Below are 24,194 nucleotides of genomic sequence, written 5' to 3' on the forward strand. Positions count from 1 at the left end.
AAAGGCCGCCGTTTTTCATTTCGCGCATAACAAAAATGCAACAGCCGTCCGACCTCGGGCCCCGCCGCCAAGACACTCGCATTTCCACGCAAAATCAATCCCCGTCGCAGCCAGCCTCGTCCCTCCGCCATCGTCTCCGCGCGAACTAGTGCAAATACGTGAATTCCTACTTGCGCAATTTCTTGATTGCCATCAAGCTGCACCGTTATTTCGATGTAGTTAAACTACAATATTGGCATCATATCGCCAGTTGGACAGTAAGCGTCTGTACTGTTGCCGCGCCATGAATGTCACAGCTCCATCGAATCAAGACAGGCCTTTCCCTACGGTGTACCCTATCCGGCACGCCAATGCGGAACCGCTCATGAAGAAGCAGGCCGACGCTCGTAATAAAACAACTGATAAATTCCCGATCTGAGGAGTTACATATGAGCACAACCTTGCCAAGACTGAAGATCCTCGCCCCCCTCTCCGGGTGGCTGGTCGCCCTGGACACCGTCCCGGATCCGGTGTTCGCCGGCAAGATGGTGGGAGACGGCATCTCGCTGGACCCCACCTCCTGCAGTCTGCTCGCGCCGGTCTCCGGCGTCGTCAGCAACCTCCATTCCGCGCATCACGCGCTCACCATCACTTCGCCCGAAGGCGTCGAAGTCATGGTGCACATCGGCATCGACACCGTCATGCTCAAAGGCCAGGGCTTCCAGCCGCTGGTGGAGCAAGGGCAGCGCGTCAGCGCCGGTCAGGCGCTGATCGACTTCAATCTGGATTTGGTGGCGCGCAACGCGCAAAGCCTGCTGACCCAGATCATCATTACCAACGGGGACGAAACCGTCAGCGCCATGCATCGCGCCAGCGGCTTGGTCGAGGCCGGCAAGACCGCGGTGCTGGAGTTGGAACTGGCCGGCGCGGCCGCTGCCGCGGCGCCGGCGGTCGGCGGCGCCAAACTGCTGTCGCCGGAAATCGAAATCACCAATCCCGCCGGCCTGCACGCTCGCCCGGCCGCCGTGTTCGCCAGCAAGGCGAAAAGCTTCCAGTCCGACATTCACTTGCTGTTGGACGAGCAGTCCGCCAACGCCAAGTCCGTGGTCGGCGTAATGGGCCTGTCCACCCGCAACGGCGACAAGGTACGCATCGAAGCGGCCGGCGCGGACGCTGAACAGGCGCTGGCAGAACTGACCCAACTACTGCTGGACCGCTGCGGCGAGGCCGAAGACGAAGCGCCGGCAGCACCCGCGCCCATCGCCGCCGTAGCCCAACAACAGGAAAGCGCGGAGCTGCTGGTCGGCGTCGGCGCCTCGCCCGGCCTGGCCATCGGCCGCGTCTACCATCACCGGCTGCAGGAATTCGACGTGCCGGAATTCGGCCAGGGCGCCAGCCTGGAGCAGCAACACTTCGCCCGCGCCACTGAAGAAGCCGCCCAGCAGATCGACGCGGTCAAGAGCCAACTGACCGACAAAGCCAAACAGGCCATCCTGTCCATGCACCAGGAACTGTTGCAAGACCCGGACCTGCTGGCGCAAACCTACGCCGGCCTGGCGGACGGCAAATCCGCCGCCTGGTCCTGGCGCGCCGCTTTCAGTTCCTACTCCGCGCGCCTGGAAGCGCAAGACAACGCGCTGCTGCGCGAACGCGCCAACGACATCCGCGACGTGGGCCGCCGCGTGCTGGCCCTGCTGGCCGGCGTCAAACAGGCCAGCCTGGATGTGCCTGCCGGCTCCATTCTGATCGCGGAAGACCTGACTCCGTCCGACACCGCCGCGCTGGACCCCAAAAAAGTGCTGGGCTTCTGTACCCGCACCGGCGGCGCCACCAGCCACGTGGCCATCCTGGCCCGTTCGCTGGGCATCCCGGCGATCTGCGGCATCTCCCAAGCCGCGCTGGCCCTGCCCGACAGCGAACAGGTCATCATCGACGGCGGCCGCGGCACGCTGCGCATCGCGCCGAACGCCGAGCAGTTGGCCACTGCCGAGGCGGAGATCGCGCAGATCGCGGAACGCCGCGCGGCCGAGGCGGCGATGTCGCAGCGGGAGGCCCGCACCAGCGACGGCGTCCGCATCGAAGTGGTGGCCAATATCCGCAACGCCGCCGACGCGCGCGAAGCGGTGGCCAAGGGCGCCGAGGGCGTGGGTCTGCTGCGTTCGGAGTTCCTGTTCGACAACCGCGACACCCCGCCCAGCGAGCAGGAACAGGCGGATGAATACTGCGCGGTGGCCCGCGCGCTGGGCACGGAGCGTCCGCTGGTGGTGCGCACCCTGGACGTGGGCGGCGACAAACCCTTGTCTTACCTGCCCCTGCCCAAGGAGGACAACCCCTTCCTGGGCTTGCGCGGCATTCGCGTCAGCCTGGAACGCCCGGACCTGTTGCGCACCCAGTTGCGCGCCATCTTGCAGGCCGCGCCGCTGACCCGCTTGCACATCATGTTCCCCATGGTGGCCTCGCTGGACGAGCTGCGCGCCGCCAAGGCCATGCTGGCCGAAGAACAGGCCGCAAGCGGCAGGCAAGACGTCAAGGTGGGCATCATGGTGGAAGTGCCGTCCGCCGCCGTCATGGCCGCGCGCTTCGCGCCGGAAGTGGACTTCTTCTCCATAGGCACCAACGACCTGACTCAGTACGTGCTGGCGATGGACCGCGGCCACCCGCAGTTGGCCAAGCAAGCCGACGCGCTGCACCCGGCGGTGCTGGCGATGATCGCGATGACTTGCGACGGCGCCCGCGCCCACGGCAAATGGGTGGGCATCTGCGGCGGCCTGGCCTCCGACGAACGCGCCGCGCCGCTGCTGGTGGGCATGGGCGTCACCGAGCTGTCGGTCAGCACCCCGGCGCTGGCCGCGGTCAAAGCCACGCTGTCGCGCTGGAGCGCGGCGGAGTGCTTGACCCTGGCGCAGCAGGCGCTGGCCCTGTCCACGGCGAGCGAAGTCCGCAAGCATCTGAACTCGCAAGCCCGATAAACAAAGCGCTCCGGCCATCCGGAGCGATGTGGGGCGGCGAACGCCGCCCGCTATTTCCTACGCTGTTGAGCAAGGAATGAACCACCATGTTTAGTCAATCATTCGCATTTCTGCAAAAGATCGGCAAAGCGCTGATGCTGCCGGTGGCCGTGCTGCCGGTGGCCGGCCTGCTGCTGGGCATAGGCGCCACCGATTTCCACACCCAGAGCACTGTGGCGCTGGCCATCCTGTCGCTGATGAAAAACGCCGGCGACGTGATCTTCGGCAATCTGCCGCTGATCTTCGCCGTCGGCGTGGCACTGGGCTTTACCGAGAACGACGGCGTGGCCGCGATCGCCGCGGTGATCGGCCATCTGGTCACCACCGTCACCCTAGGGGTGATGGCCGGCCTGATGGGCGTCAAACCCGACACCATCATGGGTCTGCCGTCGATACAGACCGGGGTGTTCGGCGGCATTCTCGCCGGCGGCCTGGCGGCGTATATGTTCAACCGCTATTACCGGATCAAGCTGCCCGAATATCTAGGCTTCTTCGCCGGCAAGCGCTTTGTGCCCATCGTCACCGCCATCAGCGCCATCGCGCTGGGCGTGGCCCTGTCCTTCATCTGGCCGCCGATAGGCAACGCCATCAAGAGCTTCTCGCAGTGGGCCGCGGTCAGCGATCCGCGCACCGCCGCCACCGTCTACGGCTTTGTCGAACGCCTGCTGCTGCCCTTCGGCCTGCACCATATCTGGAACGTGCCCTTCTTCTTTGAAATCGGCGCCTTCCCCGACGCGGTGAGCGGCAAGATGATACACGGCGACATCAACCGCTTCTTCGCCGGCGATCCCACCGCAGGCATCCTGTCCGGGGCCTTCCTGTTCAAGATGTTCGGTCTGCCGGCGGCGGCCATCGCCATCTGGCATTCGGCCAAGCCGGAGAACCGCGTCAAGGTGGGCGGCATCATGATTTCCGCCGCGCTGACGTCCTTTTTGACCGGCATCACCGAACCCATCGAATTCTCCTTCCTGTTCGTGGCGCCGGTGCTGTATTTCCTCCACGCTTGCCTGGCGGCGTCGGCGCAATTCATCGCCAACACCCTGGACATGCATATGGGCTTCACCTTCTCCCAGGGCGGCATCGATTTCCTGATGTTCAACCTGATCGGCGACAAGGCCAAGCACGCCTGGTACGTGTTCATCCTCGGCCCAATCTACGCCGTCATCTACTACAGCGTGTTCCGCTTCGTCATCGCCAAGTTCAACCTGAAAACCCCGGGCCGCGAGGATGAGAGCGCCGAAGCCGGCGTGGAGCTGAGCGAAGACGCGCGCGCGCGCGAACTGGTGCTGGCCTTTGGCGGCCGTTCCAACATCAGCAGCCTGGACGCCTGCATCACCCGGCTGCGCATCGCGGTGCGCGAGCCGGCCAAGGTGAATCAGGCCAGGCTCAAGAGCATGGGCGCGTCCGGCGTGGTGGTGGTGGGCACCGGCATTCAGGCCATCTTCGGCCCGCAGTCGGAAAACCTGAAAACCGATATGGAAATCTATCTGCGCGGCGCCGGCGCGGACGCCGAACTAGACGCTCCCGCCAAGGCGCCGGCTCCAGTGGTTCATGCCGCAACGCCGACGCCCGCCGCCGATCAGAACCAAGCCGCGGCGCTGCGCCAGGCGCTGGGCGGCGCGGCCAACCTGGCCAAGGTGGAAGCCATCGCCCATACCCGTTTGCGCGTGGAGCTGAAACAGGGGTCTCAGTTCAATCAAGACGCCGCCCGCGCGGCCGGCGTGGCGGCGATGCTGGAAGTCGCCCCCGGCGTCTGGCATTTGATCGTCGGCGACCGGGCCGCCGGCCTGGCCCAGGCGCTGCAAGACTGAACCGTCCCGCCCCGACATGCAAAACGCCAGCGCAAGCGCTGGCGTTTTTTTATTGGAACTCCGTTCCCGACTACAAGGCGAACAAGTCGCGCAGATGGCGCGCCACGCCGGCTTCGCGGTTGCTGCCTATGCGCGGCACATCCGGCAGTTGCTCTGCCAGACGAGCCTGGGCGTTGCCCATCATTCGCGGATGGCCGGCGGTGCGCAGCAGTTCGATATCGTTCTGACCGTCGCCGAAAGCCAGGCAATGCGCCTTGTCCAGGCCCAGATCCGCCAGCACCAGCTCCAGCGCATGGCCTTTGGATACGCCGGGCGCCATCACTTCCAGGCAGTCGTCAGCCGAGAAAGTAATATACAGCTCGTCGCCAAAGGCTTGGTGCAGCTTGCGCTCCACCTCCAGCAAATGCGCGTGCTCTCCGATGTAGAGCACTTTGCCGACGCCCGCGCCGCTGTGTCCGGCCAGATCCGCCAGTTGATAACGCAAGCCGGAATCGGCGTGGAAGTTGAGCAGATACTGGCAAGGCTGATCAATCAGCCAAGCGTCGTCCAGATAAAAGTTCAGCACGGTGCCGGCGGCGAATTCCGCTTGCGCCAGCCTGCGTACCAAGGCGGGATCGATATCCTGGCGATGCACCAGCTTGTCGTCGGGATCATGCACCCGCGCGCCGTTGGAAGTAATCAGGTGGGCGCGGATGCCCAGCGCCTGACGAATGCCCTGCACGTCCAGATAATGGCGGCCGGTGGCGATGGCGAATCGCACGCCTCGAGCCTGCAAAGCTTGCAAGGTGCTGGCGGTGAAGTCGTCCACCGCGTGATTGGGGTCCAGCAAGGTGCCATCCAGATCGGATGCGATGAAGTGATACACCATCAAACTCCCGCGACAACAGAAGCGCACATTATACGCCCGCCCGGCGATGCTGCCCATCAATGCGAGCGGACGCTTTCTGCTCCGAACTGGTATCAGTTGGGCGCGGCCTCGCCGCCAAACTGCTCATAGGCCTGCAGCGCCTCCGCCGCCGTCATCAAGGACGGGCCGCCGCCCATATAGACGGCCACCTGCAGCATCTCCATGAATTCGGCGCGGCTGCAACCCAGTTCCACCAGCGCCTTGGCGTGGAAAGCCAGGCAGCCCTGACAACGGTTGGCGATGCCTATGGCCAGCGCGATCAGCTCCTTGGTCTTGTTCGACAGAGCACCGTCCGCGTGAGCGGCGCGGCTCATCTGGCCGAAGCCTTTCATGGTTTCCGGAATTTCCTTGCGCAGCTTGCTCAGTTCCGCGCCCAGTTCCGCGGTCAAATCGGGGTAATGCTGACTCATGTCCACCTCCTTAACATAACAATATATATTATATTTAATTGTATATTAACTTGCAAGTACCTCCCCCATGCAAAAAGCCGAACTCAAGGAGTTCGGCTGTTCAACCATCCTGGCGGCCAGTCACCATGGGCTCAATGCCAATCTCATCGCCACCCACTCCGCCTACACCCCCTCCCTTCCCGGCAAGGCCAGTAATCGCTCCTTGCGGGTTTTACGCATGCCCACCAAGCTGATGACTATCCACAACACTTGCGCCAGCAATGAAGCCAAATTGAAGGCATAACACAACGATATCAGCAGCAACACCGCGCCAATCAGATTGAAACCGCTATAGCTGTAATCGCTAAAATCTACCAGCCTCCATTGCAACAGGCTATAAGCCAATAGATAGAAAAATACCCCGATCAGCCCTATCCAGTCATACCACATCATGACGCCCCTCCTTGGGGAGCCCTACCCTATTGGGCGCGGCGCGGCACATATTCGTCCCATTCCCGCTGCAGCAGCAGTTGCTCTCCCTCCCAGGCGCTTTGCCGCGCCAGGATGTGGAAATGGCCGGCATCCGCTGTCAGCGCCAACTCGCTCTCCACCCTGACCCGCCAATCGCCGCGGCCGGCACTATAACTCCACTTCACCACGCCGCTGGCCGACAAAGGCTGATCAGGCCGGATACGGTAAATTTCCTCGCAGCTTTGCGCCACCTCCAAACCGTGGTCGTCAAAACGATAGTGGCCGAAATCGTCGCGAATCACGGTGCGCACCTCGCTGCTCATCGCATCCTCAATGATTTCGCGGCTGCTGGCGGGAGAGCGCAAATAACTCAGGGCCAGCGGCGGCGCGGCTTCCGGCTCGGCAAAGGGCTGTGCCACCACGGTGCTCAGATCATGCACCGGCAGGCTGAGCGTGGCGCTGGCCAGGTCCAGCGTCAGCCGGGCATGATCGGCCGCCGGCCAGATCAGCGGGAAGTAAGCGCTGGACACGCTCAGCCGCAGCCGATGACCCGCCGGCAGACGGTAGCCGCAATCGTCCAGTTGCAACCGAACCTCCATCCACTCGCCCGGCCTTACCGCCTGAAGCTGTTCATAACCATCGCGCAGCGCCAGGTTCAGCACCCCGTAACTGATGCGGGTGACCGCGCCATCCGGCGCCACATCGTTGAGCCGAACCGCCAGTTGACCGCTGGGGCTATCGCACTTCAGCCTCAGCCGCAGCGTCGGCGCGCCTAACAGCGGCAGCTCCCGCTCCAACACCTGGCTGTCGAACACCAGCGAGCCGGCGTCGTCCCGGCGCTGATCCAGCGGAAACTCCGGGCCCAGCCAGATCACGCAGTATTCGCCGCAGGCGGCGCCCGTGCTCAGCGGCGAGCGGATGCTGACCTCGCCCGTTCCGGAAACGCCCGGCCGCAGCTCGCCCGCGGTGCTCACCCCCCACTGCCGCCGCTCGACATGCGGGCTGGACCAGGCCGGGTCGCGCAGCCAGACGCCAGGACGCTTGGCATAGCTGGCCTGCGGCGGCACCGCCTCTTGCAGATACAGTGTGACCGGGGCTTCGGCCATGATGCCGGTATCGATATCCTTCAACCAGTAATCCCACCACCGCAGCGCTTCTTGCAAAAAACCGATCGCCGGGTCCGGCACCGCAAAGTGCGGGTACTTATGAGCCCAGGGACCGATCAACGCTTTTTTAGGGCAGCTCAGTTGCTGCATCATCCGGCCAATGGCGTTGTGATAGGCATCGCCCCAACCGCCCACCGCGTAAACCGCGGCCTTGATGGCGCTGTAATCGGTACAGATGGAGCCATGCCGCCAATAGTCATCGTCGGTCTGGTGGCTCAGCCAGGTCTTGAGCAACAAGGGCATCCGCTCCAGCCGCTGCAACCAGCGCTCACGCCAGGCCTCGCCCACCAGCAGCGGATCGGGCGCGGCGGCGCAATAGCTGAGCATGGTGCCGGCCCAGCCCAGGTTTTCCAGCAATAGCGCGCCGCCCTTATAGTGGATGTCATCAGCGTAACGATGGTCGGTGGAGCACAAGGTGATGATGGCCTTCAACGCTTCCGGCTGACGGGACGCCACTTGCAAACTGTTAAAGCCGCCCCAGGAAATGCCCATCATGCCCACCTTGCCGCTACACCACGGCTGCGCGGCGATCCAGGCAATCACCTCCAGCGCATCCTCTTGTTCCTGTTGCAAGTATTCATCGACGAAGTCGCCATCGGATTCACCGCAGCCCCTCATGTCCACCCGGAGACAGGCATAGCCGTGGCCGGCGAAATACGGGTGAGTCAGTTGGTCGCGCACCGCGGTGCCGTCGCGCTTGCGATAAGGCAGATATTCCAGAATCGCCGGAACCGGCCTGGTTTCGGCATCCCGCGGCAGCCACATCCTCGCCGCCAATTCACAGCCGTCGGCCAGCGTGATAGTGAAGTGCTCCACTACGCGAATGGCCTGCGGCAGCTGAGTAACGGTTTTCATTATTGATTCTCCTTGGCGGCAGCGGCCGCGGCGGCAACAGGCGGGGTTTCCAGCTTGCCGGAACGGACCAGAACGATCAGCGACAGCATGCAGCCCATGATGATGAGCAAGGCTGGCAGGCCGCCCAGGTTGGACATCATTTTGACCCCATCGACGCCGCCGGCGTAGCTGGTCATCACCCAGGACACCACGCCAATCACCACGCCCCACACCACTTTCATGCCCATGCCGGCTTTTTCCGCGCTGTCCGCGGAAAAGCCGGCGGTGCACAGATTGCTGATGGCATCGGTATTGCTGTCCGCCGCAGTCACATAGTTGAGGAAGGCGATGAACACCACCATGGCCACCATCACCCCGCTCAGGGGCAACTGACGGATGATGGTGTACAGCACATTCTCCACGCCTTGACTCTCCAGCACGCCTTTGAGCAGACCGGCCTGGCCCAGATCAATGGAGAGGGCCGTGCCGCTGAAAATCATGATCCACAGCGCGGTAAAACCGGCCGGCAGCAGCAAATTCATCACAATCACCTCGCGCACGGTGTAGCCGCGGGAGATCTTGCCCAGAAACATGGCGCTGATCGGCGCCCAGGCAAACCAGACCGCCCAGTAGAAGATGGTCCAGGAACCCGCCCAGCCATCCTGGCTGGCCGCGCCGGTGGACAGGCTCAGACGGAAGAACTGGTTCAGATAGTTGCCAAACGATTCCAGACCAAACGCCAGGATGAACGTGGTTGGCCCAAAGAGCAGCAAAAAGCCGGCCAGCCCCAGCAATATCCAAGTGTTGATGCTGGACAACCAGGTCAGCCCGCGTTGCAAGCCACTGAGCGCCGAACAGACAAAAGTCACCACGATGGCGGCGATCACCAGACCGATGCTGAACGGACTGGCCGGCAGTGGCAGATACTGGTTGATGCCGCCCACCAGCGCCAGCGCGCCGGTGCCCAGGCTGGAAGCCATGCCGGCCACCAGAGCGTACAGCGCCAGCGCATCGATCAATTGTCCACGACAACCGCCCACCCAGCGCCCCAACAAGGGCTGCAGCATGCTGCCCACCGAGAACGGCAACTTGAGGTTGTAAAACACCAGACCGAACAACAGCGCCGGCACGGTGTAAATGGCATAAGGCGTGAAAGTCCAGTGTAGAAACATGGCCGACATGGCGAAGCTGGCGGCGTCAGGGCTGCCAGCGCTCAAATGATAGGCCGCCGGCGGATAGTACAGATGGTAAATCGGCTCGGCCGTGGTCCAGAACAGCACCCCAACCGCCATGGTGGTCATCAAGGTCACCGCGAACCAGCGCTTGCGGCCCAACAACGGTCTGGCATCCGCGCCGCCGATGCGCAGCTTGCCTATCGGCGAGCAATAGACCCAGACGCAAGTCAGCAGCAGGCTGAAACTGGCCAGGCTGAACAACCAGGAAAAGTGGCCGAGTATCCATTTGTTGGCGGCGCCGGCCAGACTGAGAAAAGCGGACAAGTCGAGATAACTGAGCAGCAGCGCCACCAACAATAGTAGAAAAGTGGGCCAGAACACCAGGGGCCTGATGCGATGATGGCTATGCATAGATTGTCTCCTTGATGGAGCCTGCCGCCGCTGTCGCCCCTGGGGCGGCGGTTCTGATGCCGGCGCGGCTTGCAGGCAAGCCCGAGCTATTACCCAGGCCAAACCAGTGTCGGCGATAAGCCCAAGCCGGGACAAACGATAGTTTTAGATAGATTTATGTTTTCAGATCATCAATCAAGCCGTGTGATCGCCATCTTGCAGGCGTGAGGCCATCATCCGATGTCACCGCCGCATCACCGCCAGCGAGGCCAGCCAATCCGCGAACAATCTGGTGGCCTGCTTGGGTCGCCTCCGTTCCGGCAGCAACAAGTAAAAAGCGCCGCTCATCGTCACCTTGGCGTCCGACGCCATCACCAGCGCTCCGCTGGCCAGATAGCTGTCGATCAGATGCCCCCAGGCCAGCGCCACCCCCTGCCCGGCCAGCGCCGCCTGCACTGCCAAATGGTGGTTGGTCACGCTCAATTGTCTGGCGGCCGGCCTCCAGGCAATGTTTTGGGCGGCAAACCACTGCGGCCAGTTGAACCAGTCGCGCTGACCGCCATCCATGGTGATCAGCGTCTCGTCCAACAAAGCCGCGGGCTGGGCCGGACCGGCCGGCAAGTAGCCTGGGCTGCAAACCGCGTACATGTGCTCATCGAACAAGGCCACCGCATCGGCGTCCTTGGGAGGCTGACGGAAATAGTAAACGCCGAGGTCGAATTCGAATGCCTGCAGCTCTTGAATATTATCGTTGGCCAGAATGCGGATTGAGAGGTCGGGCTGAGTTTGGCGGAAGGCGGAGAGATTGGGCATGAGCCACAAGGAGGCGAGCGCGGTGGAACAGGCCACCGTCACCTGCTTGTCTTGCTGCCAATGCGTCAAACTGGCCGTGGCGCCGGCCAATTGCTCCAGAGCGGAGCGGACTTCGCTCAGGTATTGTTCGCCGGCCGGAGTCAACTCCACCTTGCGGGTGCCCCGCTGCAGCAACTTGCACCCCAGATAGTCTTCCAGTAACTGCAGCTGACGGCTGACCGCGCCTTGCGACAGATTCAGTTCACCGGCGGCCTGGGTAAAACTGGAGAGCCGGGCCACAGCTTCAAAAGCGATCAGGGTATAAAGAGGCGGCAGCGGTTTCATGGCCTCATTATGGCACGCCCCCCAAAACCGGTGACAGGACAGGCGTCCGGCGCCACAATGCAAAAAGCCGAACTCGATGAGTTCGGCTTTTCAGATATCTGGTGGCCAGTCGCGGAATCGAACCACGGACACGCGGATTTTCAATCCGCTGCTCTACCAACTGAGCTAACTGGCCGACGGGTGCTGAAGCTAAGGCGGTGATGGTGGCCAGTCGCGGAATCGAACCACGGACACGCGGATTTTCAATCCGCTGCTCTACCAACTGAGCTAACTGGCCATCACTGCTGCGCTGTCGCGCCGTCAGAGCCACGCATTTAATCAGAGGACGCTATTCGCGTCAAGGAATAATTGCAAAAAAACGAGCTGTCGTCAGACAGGAAAAACAGACGGGCCGGTCCTCCGAGAAGACCTGCCCGCCGGATCAAAGACTTAGATCGCGTCCGGCTGACGGGATGGATGCGCGTCGGCGAAAGCCGACAACCGCTCCAGTGCGTCGGCTATGCGAACGATGTTTGGATAAGCCGCCAGATCCAAGCCAAAACGCCGGGCGCTGAATACCTGCGGCAACAGGCAAACATCGGCCAGCGTCGGCTGCTCGCCCGCCGCGTAGCGGCCAGGCGTTGCGGCCAGCAACGGCTCCAGTGCGTCGAAGCCGGTCTGAATCCAGTGCCGTATCCATTCCGCCTTGCCTTCCTCGTCCTTGCCGTACTCGGTCTGCAGATACTTGCCAACCCGGACGTTTTGCAATGGGTGGATGTCGGCGGCGATGGCCAGCGCCAACGCGCGCACCCGCGCCCTCGCCGCCGCGCCGGCCGGCAGCAGCCGCGGCGTATCCGGATAAGCTTCGTCCAGGTATTCGCAGATGGCCAGGGACTGCGCGATCTTGACTCCGCCGTCGTCCAGCAACGGCACCAAGCCCTGCGGGTTGATCGCCAGATACTCGGGGCTGCGCTGCTCGTCCTTAAGCAGATTGACCGCTTGATAACGGTAATCCAGCCCCTTGAGATTCAACGCGATGCGCACCCGGTAGGCGGCGCTGGAGCGGAAATAACCGTACAGCACGCGCTCAGTCATGCTTCACCACAATCTGTTCAATAGCGCCGAAGACGCTGGCACCGGCGGCGTCCTTCATCTCGATGCGAACACGGTCGCCCACTTTCATGAACGGAGTCGTCGGCGCGCCGCTCTCTATGGTTTCTATCATCCGCTGTTCCGCCAGACAGCAGGAGCCTACGCTGCGGTCGTGATTGGACACGGTGCCGGAACCGATGATGGAGCCGGCCGCCAGTTCGCGGGTCTTGGCCACGTGAGCCACCAATTGCGGGAAGCTGAACTGCATCTCCACGCCGGCATTGGGATGGCCGTAAGGCGCGCCGTTGTATTCCACCAGCAGCGGCAAATGCGCCTTGCCGTCGCGCCAGGCCGCGCCCAGCTCGTCCGGGGTCACCGCCACCGGCGCGAAGGCGGTGGCCGGCTTGCTCTGGAAGAAGCCGAAGCCCTTGGCCAGCTCATTCGGGATCAGATTGCGCAGGCTGACATCGTTGACCAGCATCAGCAGGCGGATCTGGCCCGCGCAGGCGTCGGCGTCCGCGCCCAGCGGCACGTCGCCGGTGATCACCGCCACCTCGCCCTCGAAGTCCAGCCCCCAGGCTTCGTCGCGCAGCGGGATGGGCGCCAGCGGCGGCAGGAAGGCGTCGGAGCCGCCCTGGTACATCAGCGGATCGTGGTAGAAGCTGGCCGGCACCTCGGCGCCGCGCGCCTTGCGCACCAGCTCGACATGGTTCAGATAAGCGCTGCCGTCCGCCCATTGATAGGCGCGCGGCAGCGGGCTGTGACAACGCTGCGGCTCAAACGGGAAAGCGCCCGGCACCTCGCCTTCGTTAAGCGCGGCGTAAACCTCCTGCAAACGCGGCGCCAGCGCGTCCCAGCCGTCCAGCGCCTGTTGCAGGCTGGCGGCGATCTGCGGCACCGCCACCGCGCGGGACAGGTCGCGGCTGACGACCAACAGCTGACCGTCGCGGGTTTGATTCTGATATGTGGCGAGTTTCATCTTCTATTCTTTCTGCAGCTGGGCAGCTGAAATTCCAGTGATACGGGTATGACATGAAAGCTTCGTTTGAGGAGCATTTCGTCGCGAGCGGGCTGAGGTCGAAACGAGAAGCGCAGCGGTACAAATGGTACCGCGAGCATCACAGTTTCGAGATCAGCCTGCGCAGTAGAAATGAACTCAAACAATCAGGGCTTGGGTTTCCAGCTGTCCACATACTGGGTCCACTCCACCTCCGGCATCTGCGGCCCCTGCTCCAAGGCGTCGCGCGTGTCTATCATCACCGCCACTTCGTCGGTGAAGGTCTTGGGGTCCGTCATCGCCTTGGCGAAGGCCTTGGGATGCGGCCCGTGGGTGAAGCCGGCCGGATGGAAAGTCAGCATGCCCGGCTTGATGTTGTCGCGGCTGAAGAAATCGCCGGCGTGATAGAAGATCACTTCGTCGTAATCGTCGTTGTTGTGATAGAACGGAACCTTCAAAGCGCCGGGATCGGATTCGATCGGCCGCGGCACAAAGGTGCAGATCACGAAGCCGTCGGCGACGAAAGTGGTGTGCGCAGACGGCGGCAAATGGTAGCGATGGCTCATCAGCGGCCGGATATCGCGCCAGTTGATGCGAGCGACGGAATGGTTGCCGTGCCAGCCTACCGCGTCCAGCGGGTTGAACGGATAGGTCACGGTGGACAGCGCGCCGCGGCGCTTGATCACCACTTGCCACTCGTCCTCGGTCTGCTGGGCGCGGAAGGCGTCGTCGATCGCCGGCACGTCCAGCATCGCCTCGTCGAAAATGGCGTGCGGGCCCACCAGGCCTTTGTCCGGCAATTGGTAGGCGCCGTTGCTGGCCTCGATCAGCAACATGGTGGTGGGCGCGGCCGGTTCGATGCGCCAACTGGTGGAACGCGGCATCAGGATGTAGTCGCCGTCGCGATAGCTCAAATGGCCGTAATCGCAGAACAGCTCGCCGCTGCCGGCGTGGATGAACAACATGTCGTCGCCGTCGCCGTTGCGGAACAGCTGGGTCATCGCCTGATCCACGCTCCAGATGCGCAGCTTGCACTGCGCATTGTGCAACACCAGCGGCGCGGCCCAGGGCGCGGCGACGTTCTTGGGCAGTTCGTTCAGGTCAAAGGCGCGCGGGCGCAGCGGGCCTTCCCAGGCGCTCCAGCCGGTGGGCGGGTGCTTGTGATGCAGATGAGTGGCGGGGCCGAAAAAACCGCTGCGGCCCACTTCCCGCTCATAGATGGCCGTGTCCGGAAAGTCGGCGTGCGCCTGGCGCGAGACGGTGCCTTCGCGGTGGGGGTACTGAATCCATTTACGCATGGTGTGTCCTTCAATCCCGCCGCCTGGGCGGCGGGATGGCATCGATGAACTGCGGGCTTTAGATGACGCCGCGGCGGATCTGGTCCTCTTCGATCGACTCGAACAGGGCGCGGAAGTTGCCCTCGCCAAAGCCCTCGTTGCCCTTGCGCTGGATGATCTCGAAGAAGATCGGGCCGATCACGGTCTCGGTGAAGATCTGCAGCAGGATGCCGGCGCCGTCCACCGGCGCGCCGTCCACCAGGATGTGGTTCTTGTGCAGACGCGCCAGATCCTCGCCGTGCCCCGGCACGCGCTCGTCCACTTTTTCATAATAGGTGTCGGGAGTATCGAGGAAACGAGTGCCGGCGGCTTTCAGCGTTTCCACGGTCTTGTAAATGTCGCGAGTGGTCAACGCGATGTGCTGGATGCCTTCGCCGTGGTATTCGCGCAGGAATTCCTCGATCTGGCTCTTGTCGTCGGAAGACTCGTTGATCGGGATGCGGATTTTTCCGCAGGGGCTGGTCATCGCCTGGGACACCAGGCCGGTGAGCTTGCCCTCGATATCGAAGTAGCGGATTTCGCGGAAGTTGGCGATATCGGTGTAGAAGCCCGCCCACTTGACCATATTGCCGCGAAACACGTTGTGGGTCAGGTGATCGATCTCATACAGGCCCACGCCTTCCGGATGCTGATCCACGCCCTCCAGCGGCACGAAATCCACGTCGTAGATGCTGTGATCCGGGCCGTAGCGGTCGACGAAATACAGCGCCGAGCCGCCAATCCCCTCCACGGCAGGAATATTCAACTCCATGAAGCCGATTGGGCGCTCGTACTTTTTGGCGCCGTGGGCCAGCGCGTATTCATAGGCCTTGGCCGCGTCCTTGACACGCCACGCCATCGCACAAGCCGACGGACCGTGTTCATGGCCAAAAGCGTTGGCCGGCTGCGACGATTCGCCGTTCAAGATGAAATTGATATCGCCCTGACGGAAAAGGCTGACGTTCTTGCTGCGGTGGCGCGCCACTTCGCTGAAGCCCAAGGACAGGAACAGGGCCTTCAGCTTGGCGAGGCCTTCCGCTGTGGGAGAGGTGTATTCGACAAATTCAAAACCGTCGGTAGCTAGAGGGTTCTGCAGCATGGTTTCCATTTTCATCTGTTTCTCCTGTTGTAGATGAGTGTGCGGCCGGTTGGCGGCGAGCGGAGCATGACGCCGCTCTGAACCGGCGACTTGATCTTGCATTCCGCGCAACAAGCTTGTTTATAAACAAATAACAGTAGCTTTTGATGACATGTCTTGTGATAGTCTTGTCATGACATGTTGTAAAAAGCCCTGCGCAACGCATTTGGTTTCGCGTGGAAAAGTCGGGAGGGAAAAGACTGAATGAGGAGAAAGGCGCTTGCCGCGCGCTGATTTGGCTTGCCGTGACGCGCGGCAAGCTTCTCCTCAAAATGTGAATCTTATCTCCGCCGTCTTATTCGCTCGACAAACCCCGGTGCTTTTTTAGCGCCGTGTGTAGAATGCGTTTTTAGGCTTTTTATTCTATGGAAACTACGGGGCAATTTTCTTGCTAAATACCAAGAAACCATTAATAACTAAGTATAAAACACTAATATTTTGCCTCTTTTAGGAGAAAACATGCCAAGTCTTACATTAGATAAGACAGACTTGCGTATTCTGGCCGAACTGCAGCATGACGGCCGCTTAACCAATGTGGAATTAGCAGAACGGGTGGCCCTGTCTCCATCCCCTTGCCTGCGTCGCCTGAAACAGCTGGAGGAATCCGGCGTGATTCGCCAGTACGTGGCGCTGCTGGACCCCGCCCGCATCGGCTTGGGTCTGCAAGCCTGGGTGCGGGTTACGCTGGAAAAACGCGGCAACGCGCATTTGCAAAGCTTTATCGAGGCGGTGCAAAGCTGGCAGGAGGTCATCAACTGCTTTGCGATGACCGGCGAGATGGACTATCTGCTGCAAGTGTATTTCGAGGACATGGAGCACTTTTCGCGCTTCGTGATGGACGAGCTGTTGCAACACCCCGGCGTCGCCGATGTGAAGTCCAGCTTCGTGCTCAAGGAGATCAAGCGGACGACTTCACTGCCGCTCGGCCAGTTGCGTGGTCTTTAAGGCGGGGCGGCCTTGCACCGCATGCGGATTCGAAACAAAACGGCCCGGTATACCGGGCCGTTTTGCATGAGAAAGCGTCCAGACTCACAAGCCCAATCGCTGCCAGATGGTGGACACCAGCCCGGCCTGATTCAGCGTGTAGAAGTGCAGACCCGGCGCGCCGTGCTGCAGCAGGCGGTCGCACAACTCGGTCACCACGTCCAGGCCCAGCGCGCGGATGGACGCGCTGTCGTCGTAATAGGCTTGCATGCGCTGGCGCAGCCAGCGCGGCACTTCCGCGCCACACATGTCGGAAAAACGACACAGTTGCCCAAAGTTGGAGATCGGCATGATGCCCGGAACGATGGGAATATTCACGCCCCGGCCCTGAACTTCGTCGACGAAGCGGAAATAGGCGTCGGCATTGAAGAAATACTGGGTCATCGCCGAGTTGGCGCCGGCATGGACCTTGCGCACAAAGTTGTTGAGGTCGTCCTCGGCCGAACGCGCCTGCGGATGGAATTCCGGATAGGCGGCCACTTCGATGTGGAAATGATCGCCGTGCTCGGCGCGGATGAACTCCACCAGCTCGTTGGCGTAACGAAACTCTCCGGCCGCCACCATGCCGGACGGGATGTCGCCGCGCAAGGCGACGATGTGGCGGATGCCGTTGTTGCGGTATTCGTTGAGAATGGCGCCGATATTCTCGCGGGTGGAACCAATGCAGGACAGGTGCGGCGCGGCGGCGTGGCCTTCACTGCGGATTTCCAGCACTGTCGCCAGCGTGCCGTCGCGGGTGGTGCCGCCGGCGCCGAAGGTGACTGAGAAAAACTGCGGCTTGAATTGGGCCAATTGCTGGCGCGTGGTGCGCAGCTTGGCAATGCCTTCCGGGGTCTTGGGCGGAAAGAATTCGAAACTGAAGGTTCGGCTCTGTGCTGTCATGATCTCTCTGTATCTCCCTGCGGGAGACTCCTTTGTTTTTATATAGGATGACCGCGGTCCGCGGCGGCGGACAAGAAAAAACGGACAGCACCATTCTAATAGCCCTGTCCGTTTTTCTATCGTTATAAAAATCAATAACGATAGTGATCCGGCTTATAAGGGCCTTGCTTGGGCACGCTGATGTAGGCGGCCTGCTCGTCGGACAGCTCGGTCAACCGGGCGCCGATGCGGCCCAAGTGCAAGCGCGCCACCTTCTCGTCCAGATGCTTGGGCAACACATACACCTGTTTGCCGTATTGCTGGCCGTTGGCGAAGATTTCCACCTGAGCCAGCACCTGGTTGGTGAAGGAGTTGGACATCACGAAGCTGGGGTGGCCGGTGGCGCAACCCAGGTTGACCAGCCGGCCCTCGGCCAACAGGATCACTCGCTTGCCGTCAGGGAAAATGATGTGGTCCACCTGCGGCTTGATATTGTCCCACTGGTACTGGCGCAGGCTGGCGACTTCGATCTCGCTGTCGAAATGGCCGATATTGCAGACGATGGCGTTGTTGCGCATCTTCTTCATATGTTCGTGGGTGATCACGCCGACATTGCCGGTGGCGGTGACGAAGATGTCGGCCTGGTCGGCCACCTCGTCCATGCGCACCACGCGATAGCCTTCCATCGCCGCCTGCAATGCGCAGATCGGGTCCACCTCGGTCACCCACACCGTGGCGCCCAGGCCGCGCAAGCTCTGCGCGCAGCCCTTGCCCACGTCGCCGTAGCCCAGCACCACCGCCACCTTGCCGGCCACCATCACGTCGGTGGCCCGCTTGATGCCGTCCACCAGCGATTCGCGGCAGCCGTAGAGGTTGTCGAACTTGGACTTGGTTACCGAATCATTGACGTTGAAGGCAGGAAACGGCAAGCGGCCTTCCTTCTCCAGCTGGTACAGGCGGTGCACGCCGGTGGTGGTTTCCTCGGTCACGCCCTTGATGTGCTTGAGCCGCTTGGAGTACCACTGCGGGTCTTTCTGCAGATAGCGTGCGATGGCGGCGAACAACGCGGTCTCTTCCTCGTTGGACGGATGACTGATCACGCCGCGATCGGTTTCCGCCTTGCTGCCCAACATCAGCAGCAAGGTGGCATCGCCGCCGTCGTCCAAAATCATATTGGCGGGCTCATGCTCCGGCCATTCGAAGATTTTGTGGCTGAACTCCCAGTACTCGTCCAGGCTCTCGCCCTTGAAAGCGAACACCGGGATGCCGGCCGCGGCGATGGCGGCGGCGGCGTGGTCTTGAGTGGAGAAGATATTGCAAGACGCCCAGCGCACTTCCGCGCCCAGCGCCACCAGGGTCTCGATCAAGACCCCGGTCTGGATCGTCATGTGCAGACTGCCGGCGATGCGCGCGCCGCGCAGCGGCTGGCTGTGCCGGTGCTCGTCGCGCAAGGCCATCAGGCCGGGCATTTCTGTTTCGGCAATCGCCAGTTCCTTGCGGCCCCAGGCGGACAGATTGATATCGGCAACATGAAAATCGGTGAAATCAGCCATCGCGAGCATTCCTTAGTTCACGCAGCCGGCCAGGATGCGGCTCACCCGCTCCCGTGCCCGGCACGGTTTTGATCAGGTGAGCGCCGTTGAAACGGGAGCGGCCCGAGCCTGGGGATGGATCATCCTCGCAGCGCCCCTCGGGCCGACCGGCCGCCGGCGGCGTGGACACGCGGACGGCGACGTTTCGATTATACCTATGCCGCTCGGAAAAGGTAGGAGTCTGCATGCCAAGAAGATACACTAGCCGCTTGCCGATTCATCCTCGCCCCATGACTTTCGACTTCACCCCGCTGGCCGCCCTGTCCGGGATCGCCGCGCTGATTTCCACCGCCATCGCCGCCATCGCCTGGTATCGCCGCCAGTTTCCCGGGGTGCGCTGGCTGGCGCTGCTGATGAGTTCGGTGGCGTTCTGGGCCGCCGGCGCCATGTGCGAGCTGTCCGCCGCCAGCCTGTCCGCGAAGATCGCCTGGTCCAAGCTGGAATACCTCGGCACGCTGAGCACCCCGGTGCTCTTCCTGCTGCTGGCGCTGGACTACAACCGCATCCAGCTGAGCCGGCGCTGGCTGGCGGCGCTGTTCGCCCTGCCCTTGCTCTGCCTGCTGCTGGCGCTCAGCAACGAAAGCCACCATCTGGTGTGGACCGGCTACCGGCCCAGCCCCTCCGGCTACAATCTGCTGATCTACGGGCACGGCCCGGCGTTCTGGATCGGCGTCGCCGGCTATTCCTACCTGATGATGCTGATCGGCTCGCTGATGCTGATCCGCGCTCTGCATTACTACCCGGCCCACTTCCGCGGCCAGTCCATCGTGCTGATGGCCAGCGCCTGCGCGCCCTGGCTGGGCAACATTCTCTACCTGAGCGGCGCCATGCCCTTGCAGGGCCTGGACCCTACGCCCCTCGCCTTCACCGTCACCGGCCTGGTGTTCGCGCTGGACCTGCTCTACCTGCGTCTGCTCTACCTGGTGCCGGTGGCGCGCGCGCGTTCCTTCGAGGCCATGGGAGACGGGGTACTGGTGATAGACGACAAGTTCCGCATCCTGGACCTCAACCCGGCCGCCGCCCGGCTGCTGGGCCGGCCGGGCCGCTTGCTGCTGGGGCAGGCCTTGCCGGCGGACTGGCCGCGGGAACAGATCCTGAGCGGCCGAGAACCATCACTGGAGCTATCCTTGCAAGACGGCGCGCGCATTCTGGACCTGCGCGTGTATCCGATCGCTCAGCAGCCTCAGCCTCACTCCAGCCGCATGCTGGTGGCCCGCGACATCACCGAGCGGCGCCGGGCCGAGGAGGCGCTGCGCGGCGCCAATCAGACCCTGGCCTTGCGCATCGCCGAAATCGAAGCGCTGCAGGCGGCGCTGCGCGAACAGGCCTTGCGCGACCCGCTGACCGGTTTATACAACCGCCGCTATCTGGACGACACCTTCGCCCGCGAACTGAGCCGCGCGCGAAGCGAGGGCGCGCCGCTCAGCATCGCGCTGATCGATCTGGACGATTTCAAGCGCATCAACGACAGCTTCGGTCATTACTTCGGCGACGAGGTCTTGCGCCGCCTGTCCGCGCTGCTGGCCGAAGACGGCCGCGGCGGCGACATCCTCTGCCGCCTGGGCGGGGAGGAGTTCCTGGTGCTGATGCCCGGCGCCGACGGCGAGCAGGCCCTGCGCCGCGCCGAAACCTGGCGCGCCGCCTTCCAGCGACTGCCGCACGGCGCCGGCGACGACAGTTTCTGCGCCACCTTCTCCTGCGGACTGGCCGCCTTCCCCCTGCACGCCGACAGCCCAGCCACGCTGTACCAGGCCGCGGACCGCGCCTTGTACGCGGTCAAGGCCGGCGGCAAGAACGCCTGTCGCCTGAGCGCGGCCCTCTAAGCAAGACACAAAAAAACGCCTGTCCGTGGACAGGCGTTTCTTGGCGCGAAGCCGAGCGCGGTTTACAGACCGGCGTCGGCGCGCAGCGCCTCCACCTTGTCGGTGCGCTCCCAGCTGAATTCCGGCTCTTCGCGGCCAAAGTGGCCGTAAGCGGCGGTCTTGCTGTAAATCGGACGCAGCAGGTCCAGCATCTGGATAATGCCTTTGGGGCGCAAGTCGAAATGCTTTTTCACCAGTTCGACGATCTTCTCGTTCGGAATCGAGTTGGTGCCGAAAGTGTCCACCGCGATGGAGGTCGGCTCGGCCACGCCGATGGCGTAGGAAACCTGGATCTGGCACTGGCGCGCCAGGCCGGCGGCGACGATGTTCTTCGCTACGTAGCGGCCGGCGTAGGCGGCGGAGCGGTCCACTTTGGACGGATCCTTGCCGGAGAAAGCGCCGCCGCCGTGCGGCGCCGCGCCGCCGTAGGTGTCGACGATGATCTTGCGGCCGGTCAGGCCGCAATCGCCCATCGGGCCGCCAATCACAAAACGGCCGGTCGGGTTGATCAGGAATTTGGTTTCCGGCGTAATCATCTCCGGCGGCAGCACCGGCTTGATGATGTCCTCGATCACCGCCTCGGTCAGCGTCTTGTGATCGATTTCCGGGGTGTGCTGGGTGGACAGCACCACGGTGTCGATGCGCTTGGGCAGGCCGGTGGCGCCGTCGTATACGCAAGTGATCTGGCTCTTGGCGTCCGGACGCAGCCACGGCAGGCGGCCGTCCTTGCGCAACTCGGCCTGACGCTGCACCAAGCGGTGCGCATAGTAGATCGGGAACGGCATCAGCGTCGGGGTTTCATCGCAGGCGTAGCCGAACATCAGGCCCTGGTCGCCGGCGCCCTGGTTCAGATCCAGGCCTTCGCCTTCGTTGACGCCTTGGGCGATGTCCTGCGACTGCTTGTCGTAGCAAGCCATCACCGCGCAGCCGCGGAAATCAAAGCCCAGCGCGGAATCGTCGTAACCGATGCGCTTGATGGTCTCGCGGGCGATCTTGATGTAATCGATATTGGCGCTGGTGGTGATTTCGCCGGCCAACACGACCAGGCCAGTGTTCACCAGGGTCTCGGCGGCGACGCGCGCGTGCTTGTCCTCGCGCAAAATGGCGTCGAGGATGGCGTCGGAGATCTGATCGGCGACTTTGTCCGGGTGCCCTTCCGACACCGACTCAGATGTAAACAGATATTCGCTCATTTATTATTCGTTCCCGAAAAATGCAAAACCTTGTGATGATAAAATAGGTCGCTTTAAGACCAAGACTGAGCTTCATATGTCTAAGCTAGTCCATTTATTGCTGTCTTTCCTGGCGCACCTGCCTTTATCCTGGCTACAAGGCCTAGGTGCCGTTCTTGGACGACTGACTTATCATGCGTCCCCCCGCTATAGAGCACGGCTCCGGGAGAACCTAAGTTCTAGTAAAATCTGTGGAAATTATCAGCTTTTACCGCGTTTAGTCAAACAAAGCGCCGCGGAAACCGGCAAGGGCGCGCTGGAACTGGCCATTGCCTGGTGCCGCGAGCCGGACGACATCGCCGCCATGGTCAAGTCGTGCGCCGGCTGGGAGCACGTCGAGGCGGCGCTGGCCAAGGGCCACGGCATTGTCTTCGTCACCCCGCACCTGGGCAGCTACGACATCGCAGGCCGCTACATCAGCTCGCGGTTGCCGTTTCCGCTGACCGCGATGTACCGCCCGCCCAAGATGGCCTGGCTGGAACCGGTGATGCAGGCCGGCCGCGCTCGCGGCAAGGGCAAGACCGCGCCGGCCACCGGCGCCGGCGTGCGCGTGCTGATGAAGGCGCTGAAATCCGGCGAAGCCACCATCATCCTGCCGGACCAGGTGCCCGGCAACGGCGAGGGCGTGTGGGCGCCGTTCTTCGAACGCCCGGCCTACACCATGACGCTGGTGCCGCGACTGGCGCAGATCAGCGGCGTGGAGACCTTGTTCTTCGTCGGCGAGCGCCTCCCTGGCGGCCAGGGCTTCCGCGTCCACATCGAGCCGCCGGCGCAAGCGTTCAGCGGTGATAAGGAGCAAGATGCCGCTCAGCTCAACGCCCAGGTGGAAGCGCTGATCCGCCGCTTCCCCAGCCAATACCTGTGGAGCTATAACCGCTATAAATGTCCGCCCGGCGTCAGCCGGCCGGACGCGCAATAACAGGAACGCTCGGAAACCCCTCGCCAACGCAGCGAGGTTTTCGAGTGTCCCAGCAAGGAAACCTATGAAATTCGCTTTTGCCCTGCTTTGGTTGATTCGCCTGCTGCCGATGTGGGCGATCGGCCTGCTGGCCCGCGGCCTGGGCAATATCGCCTACTGTCTGGCCCACGGCCGCCGCCGCGTCGGCATGATCAATCTGCGCCTGTGCTTTCCCGAGATGCCGGTGGCGGAACGCCGCCGGCTGATCCGCCGCAATTTCCAGCACATGATACGCATGGTGCTGGAGTACGGCGTGGTCTGGTGGAGTTCGGCCGCGCGCATCGACAAGCTGGTCGAGATCAAGAACCTGCACTACGTCACCGAACTGCGCGAACGCGGCGAAGACGTGATTCTGTTCTACCCGCACTTCATCGGTTTCGAAATGTGCGTGTATTCGCTAAACCAGCACATCCCCTTGGTCAGCGTCTATTCCCATCAGAAGAACGAAGCGCTGGACCGCCAGATCTATCAAGGCCGCCAGCGCTACGACAACGCCTACATCGTGTCTCGTCAGGAAGGCCTGCGCCCCATCATCAAGGCAATGCGCAAGGACCACGCGCCCTTCCTCTACTTGCCTGATCAAGACTTCGGCGTGCGCGACTCGGTCTTCGTCGACTTCTTCGGCGTCAAGGCCGCCACCATCACCGGCCTGTCCCGCATCAGCAAGCTGGCGCGCGCCAAAGTCGTTCCGGCCATCGCCCGCCGCGTGGGCAACCGCTTTGAGCTGGAGTTCTACCCTCCTTGGGACAACTACCCCAGCGAGGATGTCGAAGCCGACACCCGGCGCATGAACGCCTTCCTGGAACAACGCGTCCGCGAAATCCCGGACCAGTACTTCTGGCTACACAAGCGCTTCAAGAGCCGGCCGCAAGGCGAGGCGCGCTTCTACTAAGCTTCCCCCCTCCAAGAGCCGGTT

At 62.5% G+C, this 24,194-nt stretch carries 19 protein-coding genes, 2 tRNA genes and 1 riboswitch; of the genes, 6 read left to right on the top strand and 15 right to left on the bottom strand.

Translation table 11 applies throughout. The features are described 5' to 3' along the window. Window positions 1-428: 428 nt before the first annotated feature. The gene (gene ptsP / locus HA052_RS13965) at window positions 429-2,948 is read left to right on the top strand and encodes a phosphoenolpyruvate--protein phosphotransferase (protein ID WP_166452361.1); all 2,520 of its coding nucleotides are present in this window, start codon (window positions 429-431) and stop codon (window positions 2,946-2,948) included. 86 nt (window positions 2,949-3,034) lie between these two features. Further along, window positions 3,035-4,798 carry a PTS glucose transporter subunit IIBC gene (gene ptsG, locus HA052_RS13970; RefSeq protein ID WP_166452362.1) on the top strand — a complete coding sequence of 588 codons (1,764 nt, stop codon included), beginning with the start codon at window positions 3,035-3,037 and terminating at the stop codon, window positions 4,796-4,798. A gap of 70 nt (window positions 4,799-4,868) precedes the next feature. On the opposite strand, the gene HA052_RS13975 is transcribed toward ptsG, so the two are convergent. From HA052_RS13975 to hppD, 12 genes are all read right to left on the bottom strand, one after another. Continuing rightward, a complete protein-coding gene (locus HA052_RS13975; protein ID WP_206118904.1) occupies window positions 4,869-5,666 on the bottom strand; it encodes a Cof-type HAD-IIB family hydrolase in 798 nt (265 codons plus the stop codon). Between the two features lie 92 nt (window positions 5,667-5,758). Beyond that, the gene (locus HA052_RS13980) at window positions 5,759-6,115 is read right to left on the bottom strand and encodes a carboxymuconolactone decarboxylase family protein (RefSeq protein ID WP_166452363.1); all 357 of its coding nucleotides are present in this window, start codon (window positions 6,113-6,115) and stop codon (window positions 5,759-5,761) included. 162 nt (window positions 6,116-6,277) lie between these two features. Further along, window positions 6,278-6,547: a CBU_0592 family membrane protein gene (locus tag HA052_RS13985; RefSeq protein ID WP_166452364.1), complete on the bottom strand. Its 270-nt coding sequence runs from the start codon at window positions 6,545-6,547 to the stop codon at window positions 6,278-6,280. Between the two features lie 26 nt (window positions 6,548-6,573). Continuing rightward, a complete protein-coding gene (locus HA052_RS13990; protein ID WP_166452365.1) occupies window positions 6,574-8,586 on the bottom strand; it encodes a CocE/NonD family hydrolase in 2,013 nt (670 codons plus the stop codon). Then, complete coding sequence (locus HA052_RS13995; protein WP_166452366.1) at window positions 8,586-10,151, bottom strand: BCCT family transporter; 1,566 nt, start codon at window positions 10,149-10,151, stop codon at window positions 8,586-8,588. The genes HA052_RS13990 and HA052_RS13995 overlap by 1 nt, the downstream gene beginning before the upstream one ends. A gap of 222 nt (window positions 10,152-10,373) precedes the next feature. Then, complete coding sequence (locus tag HA052_RS14000) at window positions 10,374-11,267, bottom strand: LysR substrate-binding domain-containing protein (protein ID WP_166452367.1); 894 nt, start codon at window positions 11,265-11,267, stop codon at window positions 10,374-10,376. Window positions 11,268-11,366: 99 nt separating this feature from the next. After that, window positions 11,367-11,442 (bottom strand) — tRNA-Phe (locus tag HA052_RS14005). A 26-nt stretch (window positions 11,443-11,468) separates the two neighbouring features. After that, window positions 11,469-11,544, bottom strand: a tRNA-Phe gene (locus HA052_RS14010). Between the two features lie 152 nt (window positions 11,545-11,696). After that, window positions 11,697-12,341, bottom strand: a complete 645-nt coding sequence (gene maiA / locus HA052_RS14015) for a maleylacetoacetate isomerase (protein WP_166452368.1) — start codon at window positions 12,339-12,341, stop codon at window positions 11,697-11,699. After that, a complete protein-coding gene (locus HA052_RS14020; RefSeq protein ID WP_166452369.1) occupies window positions 12,334-13,317 on the bottom strand; it encodes a fumarylacetoacetate hydrolase family protein in 984 nt (327 codons plus the stop codon). Before HA052_RS14020 ends, maiA begins: the two co-directional genes overlap by 8 nt. Before the next feature lie 185 nt (window positions 13,318-13,502). After that, window positions 13,503-14,633: a homogentisate 1,2-dioxygenase gene (locus HA052_RS14025; RefSeq protein WP_081545402.1), complete on the bottom strand. Its 1,131-nt coding sequence runs from the start codon at window positions 14,631-14,633 to the stop codon at window positions 13,503-13,505. A 58-nt stretch (window positions 14,634-14,691) separates the two neighbouring features. Continuing rightward, the gene (gene hppD, locus HA052_RS14030; protein ID WP_166452370.1) at window positions 14,692-15,765 is read right to left on the bottom strand and encodes a 4-hydroxyphenylpyruvate dioxygenase; all 1,074 of its coding nucleotides are present in this window, start codon (window positions 15,763-15,765) and stop codon (window positions 14,692-14,694) included. Window positions 15,766-16,248: 483 nt separating this feature from the next. Between hppD and HA052_RS14035 the strand changes: the two genes are divergently transcribed. Next, the gene (locus HA052_RS14035; RefSeq protein ID WP_039756263.1) at window positions 16,249-16,734 is read left to right on the top strand and encodes an Lrp/AsnC family transcriptional regulator; all 486 of its coding nucleotides are present in this window, start codon (window positions 16,249-16,251) and stop codon (window positions 16,732-16,734) included. An 84-nt stretch (window positions 16,735-16,818) separates the two neighbouring features. Here HA052_RS14035 and metF read toward each other — a convergent pair whose 3' ends face one another. Beyond that, window positions 16,819-17,655, bottom strand: a complete 837-nt coding sequence (metF, locus tag HA052_RS14040; protein ID WP_081545404.1) for a methylenetetrahydrofolate reductase [NAD(P)H] — start codon at window positions 17,653-17,655, stop codon at window positions 16,819-16,821. 131 nt (window positions 17,656-17,786) lie between these two features. Further along, a complete protein-coding gene (gene ahcY / locus HA052_RS14045) occupies window positions 17,787-19,196 on the bottom strand; it encodes an adenosylhomocysteinase (RefSeq protein WP_176219500.1) in 1,410 nt (469 codons plus the stop codon). Window positions 19,197-19,258: 62 nt separating this feature from the next. Continuing rightward, a riboswitch (S-adenosyl-L-homocysteine riboswitch) is annotated at window positions 19,259-19,332 on the bottom strand. A gap of 79 nt (window positions 19,333-19,411) precedes the next feature. Between ahcY and HA052_RS14050 the strand changes: the two genes are divergently transcribed. Continuing rightward, on the top strand, window positions 19,412-21,049 hold the full coding sequence (locus HA052_RS14050) for a histidine kinase N-terminal 7TM domain-containing diguanylate cyclase (protein WP_166452371.1): 1,638 nt from the start codon (window positions 19,412-19,414) through the stop codon (window positions 21,047-21,049). A gap of 62 nt (window positions 21,050-21,111) precedes the next feature. Here the strand turns inward: HA052_RS14050 and metK are convergent, their stop codons facing one another. Then, window positions 21,112-22,281, bottom strand: coding sequence for a methionine adenosyltransferase (metK, locus tag HA052_RS14055; protein WP_019101982.1), 1,170 nt, complete (start codon window positions 22,279-22,281; stop codon window positions 21,112-21,114). A gap of 76 nt (window positions 22,282-22,357) precedes the next feature. Here metK and HA052_RS14060 point away from each other — a divergent pair, with 76 nt between their 5' ends. Further along, on the top strand, window positions 22,358-23,239 hold the full coding sequence (locus tag HA052_RS14060) for a lysophospholipid acyltransferase family protein (protein WP_081545407.1): 882 nt from the start codon (window positions 22,358-22,360) through the stop codon (window positions 23,237-23,239). Between the two features lie 64 nt (window positions 23,240-23,303). Further along, window positions 23,304-24,170, top strand: a complete 867-nt coding sequence (locus tag HA052_RS14065) for a lipid A biosynthesis lauroyl acyltransferase (RefSeq protein WP_081545408.1) — start codon at window positions 23,304-23,306, stop codon at window positions 24,168-24,170. Window positions 24,171-24,194 lie beyond the last annotated feature (24 nt).

The sequence above is a fragment of the Chromobacterium fluminis genome, assembly GCF_011602385.1.
GTDB lineage: Bacteria > Pseudomonadota > Gammaproteobacteria > Burkholderiales > Chromobacteriaceae > Chromobacterium > Chromobacterium fluminis.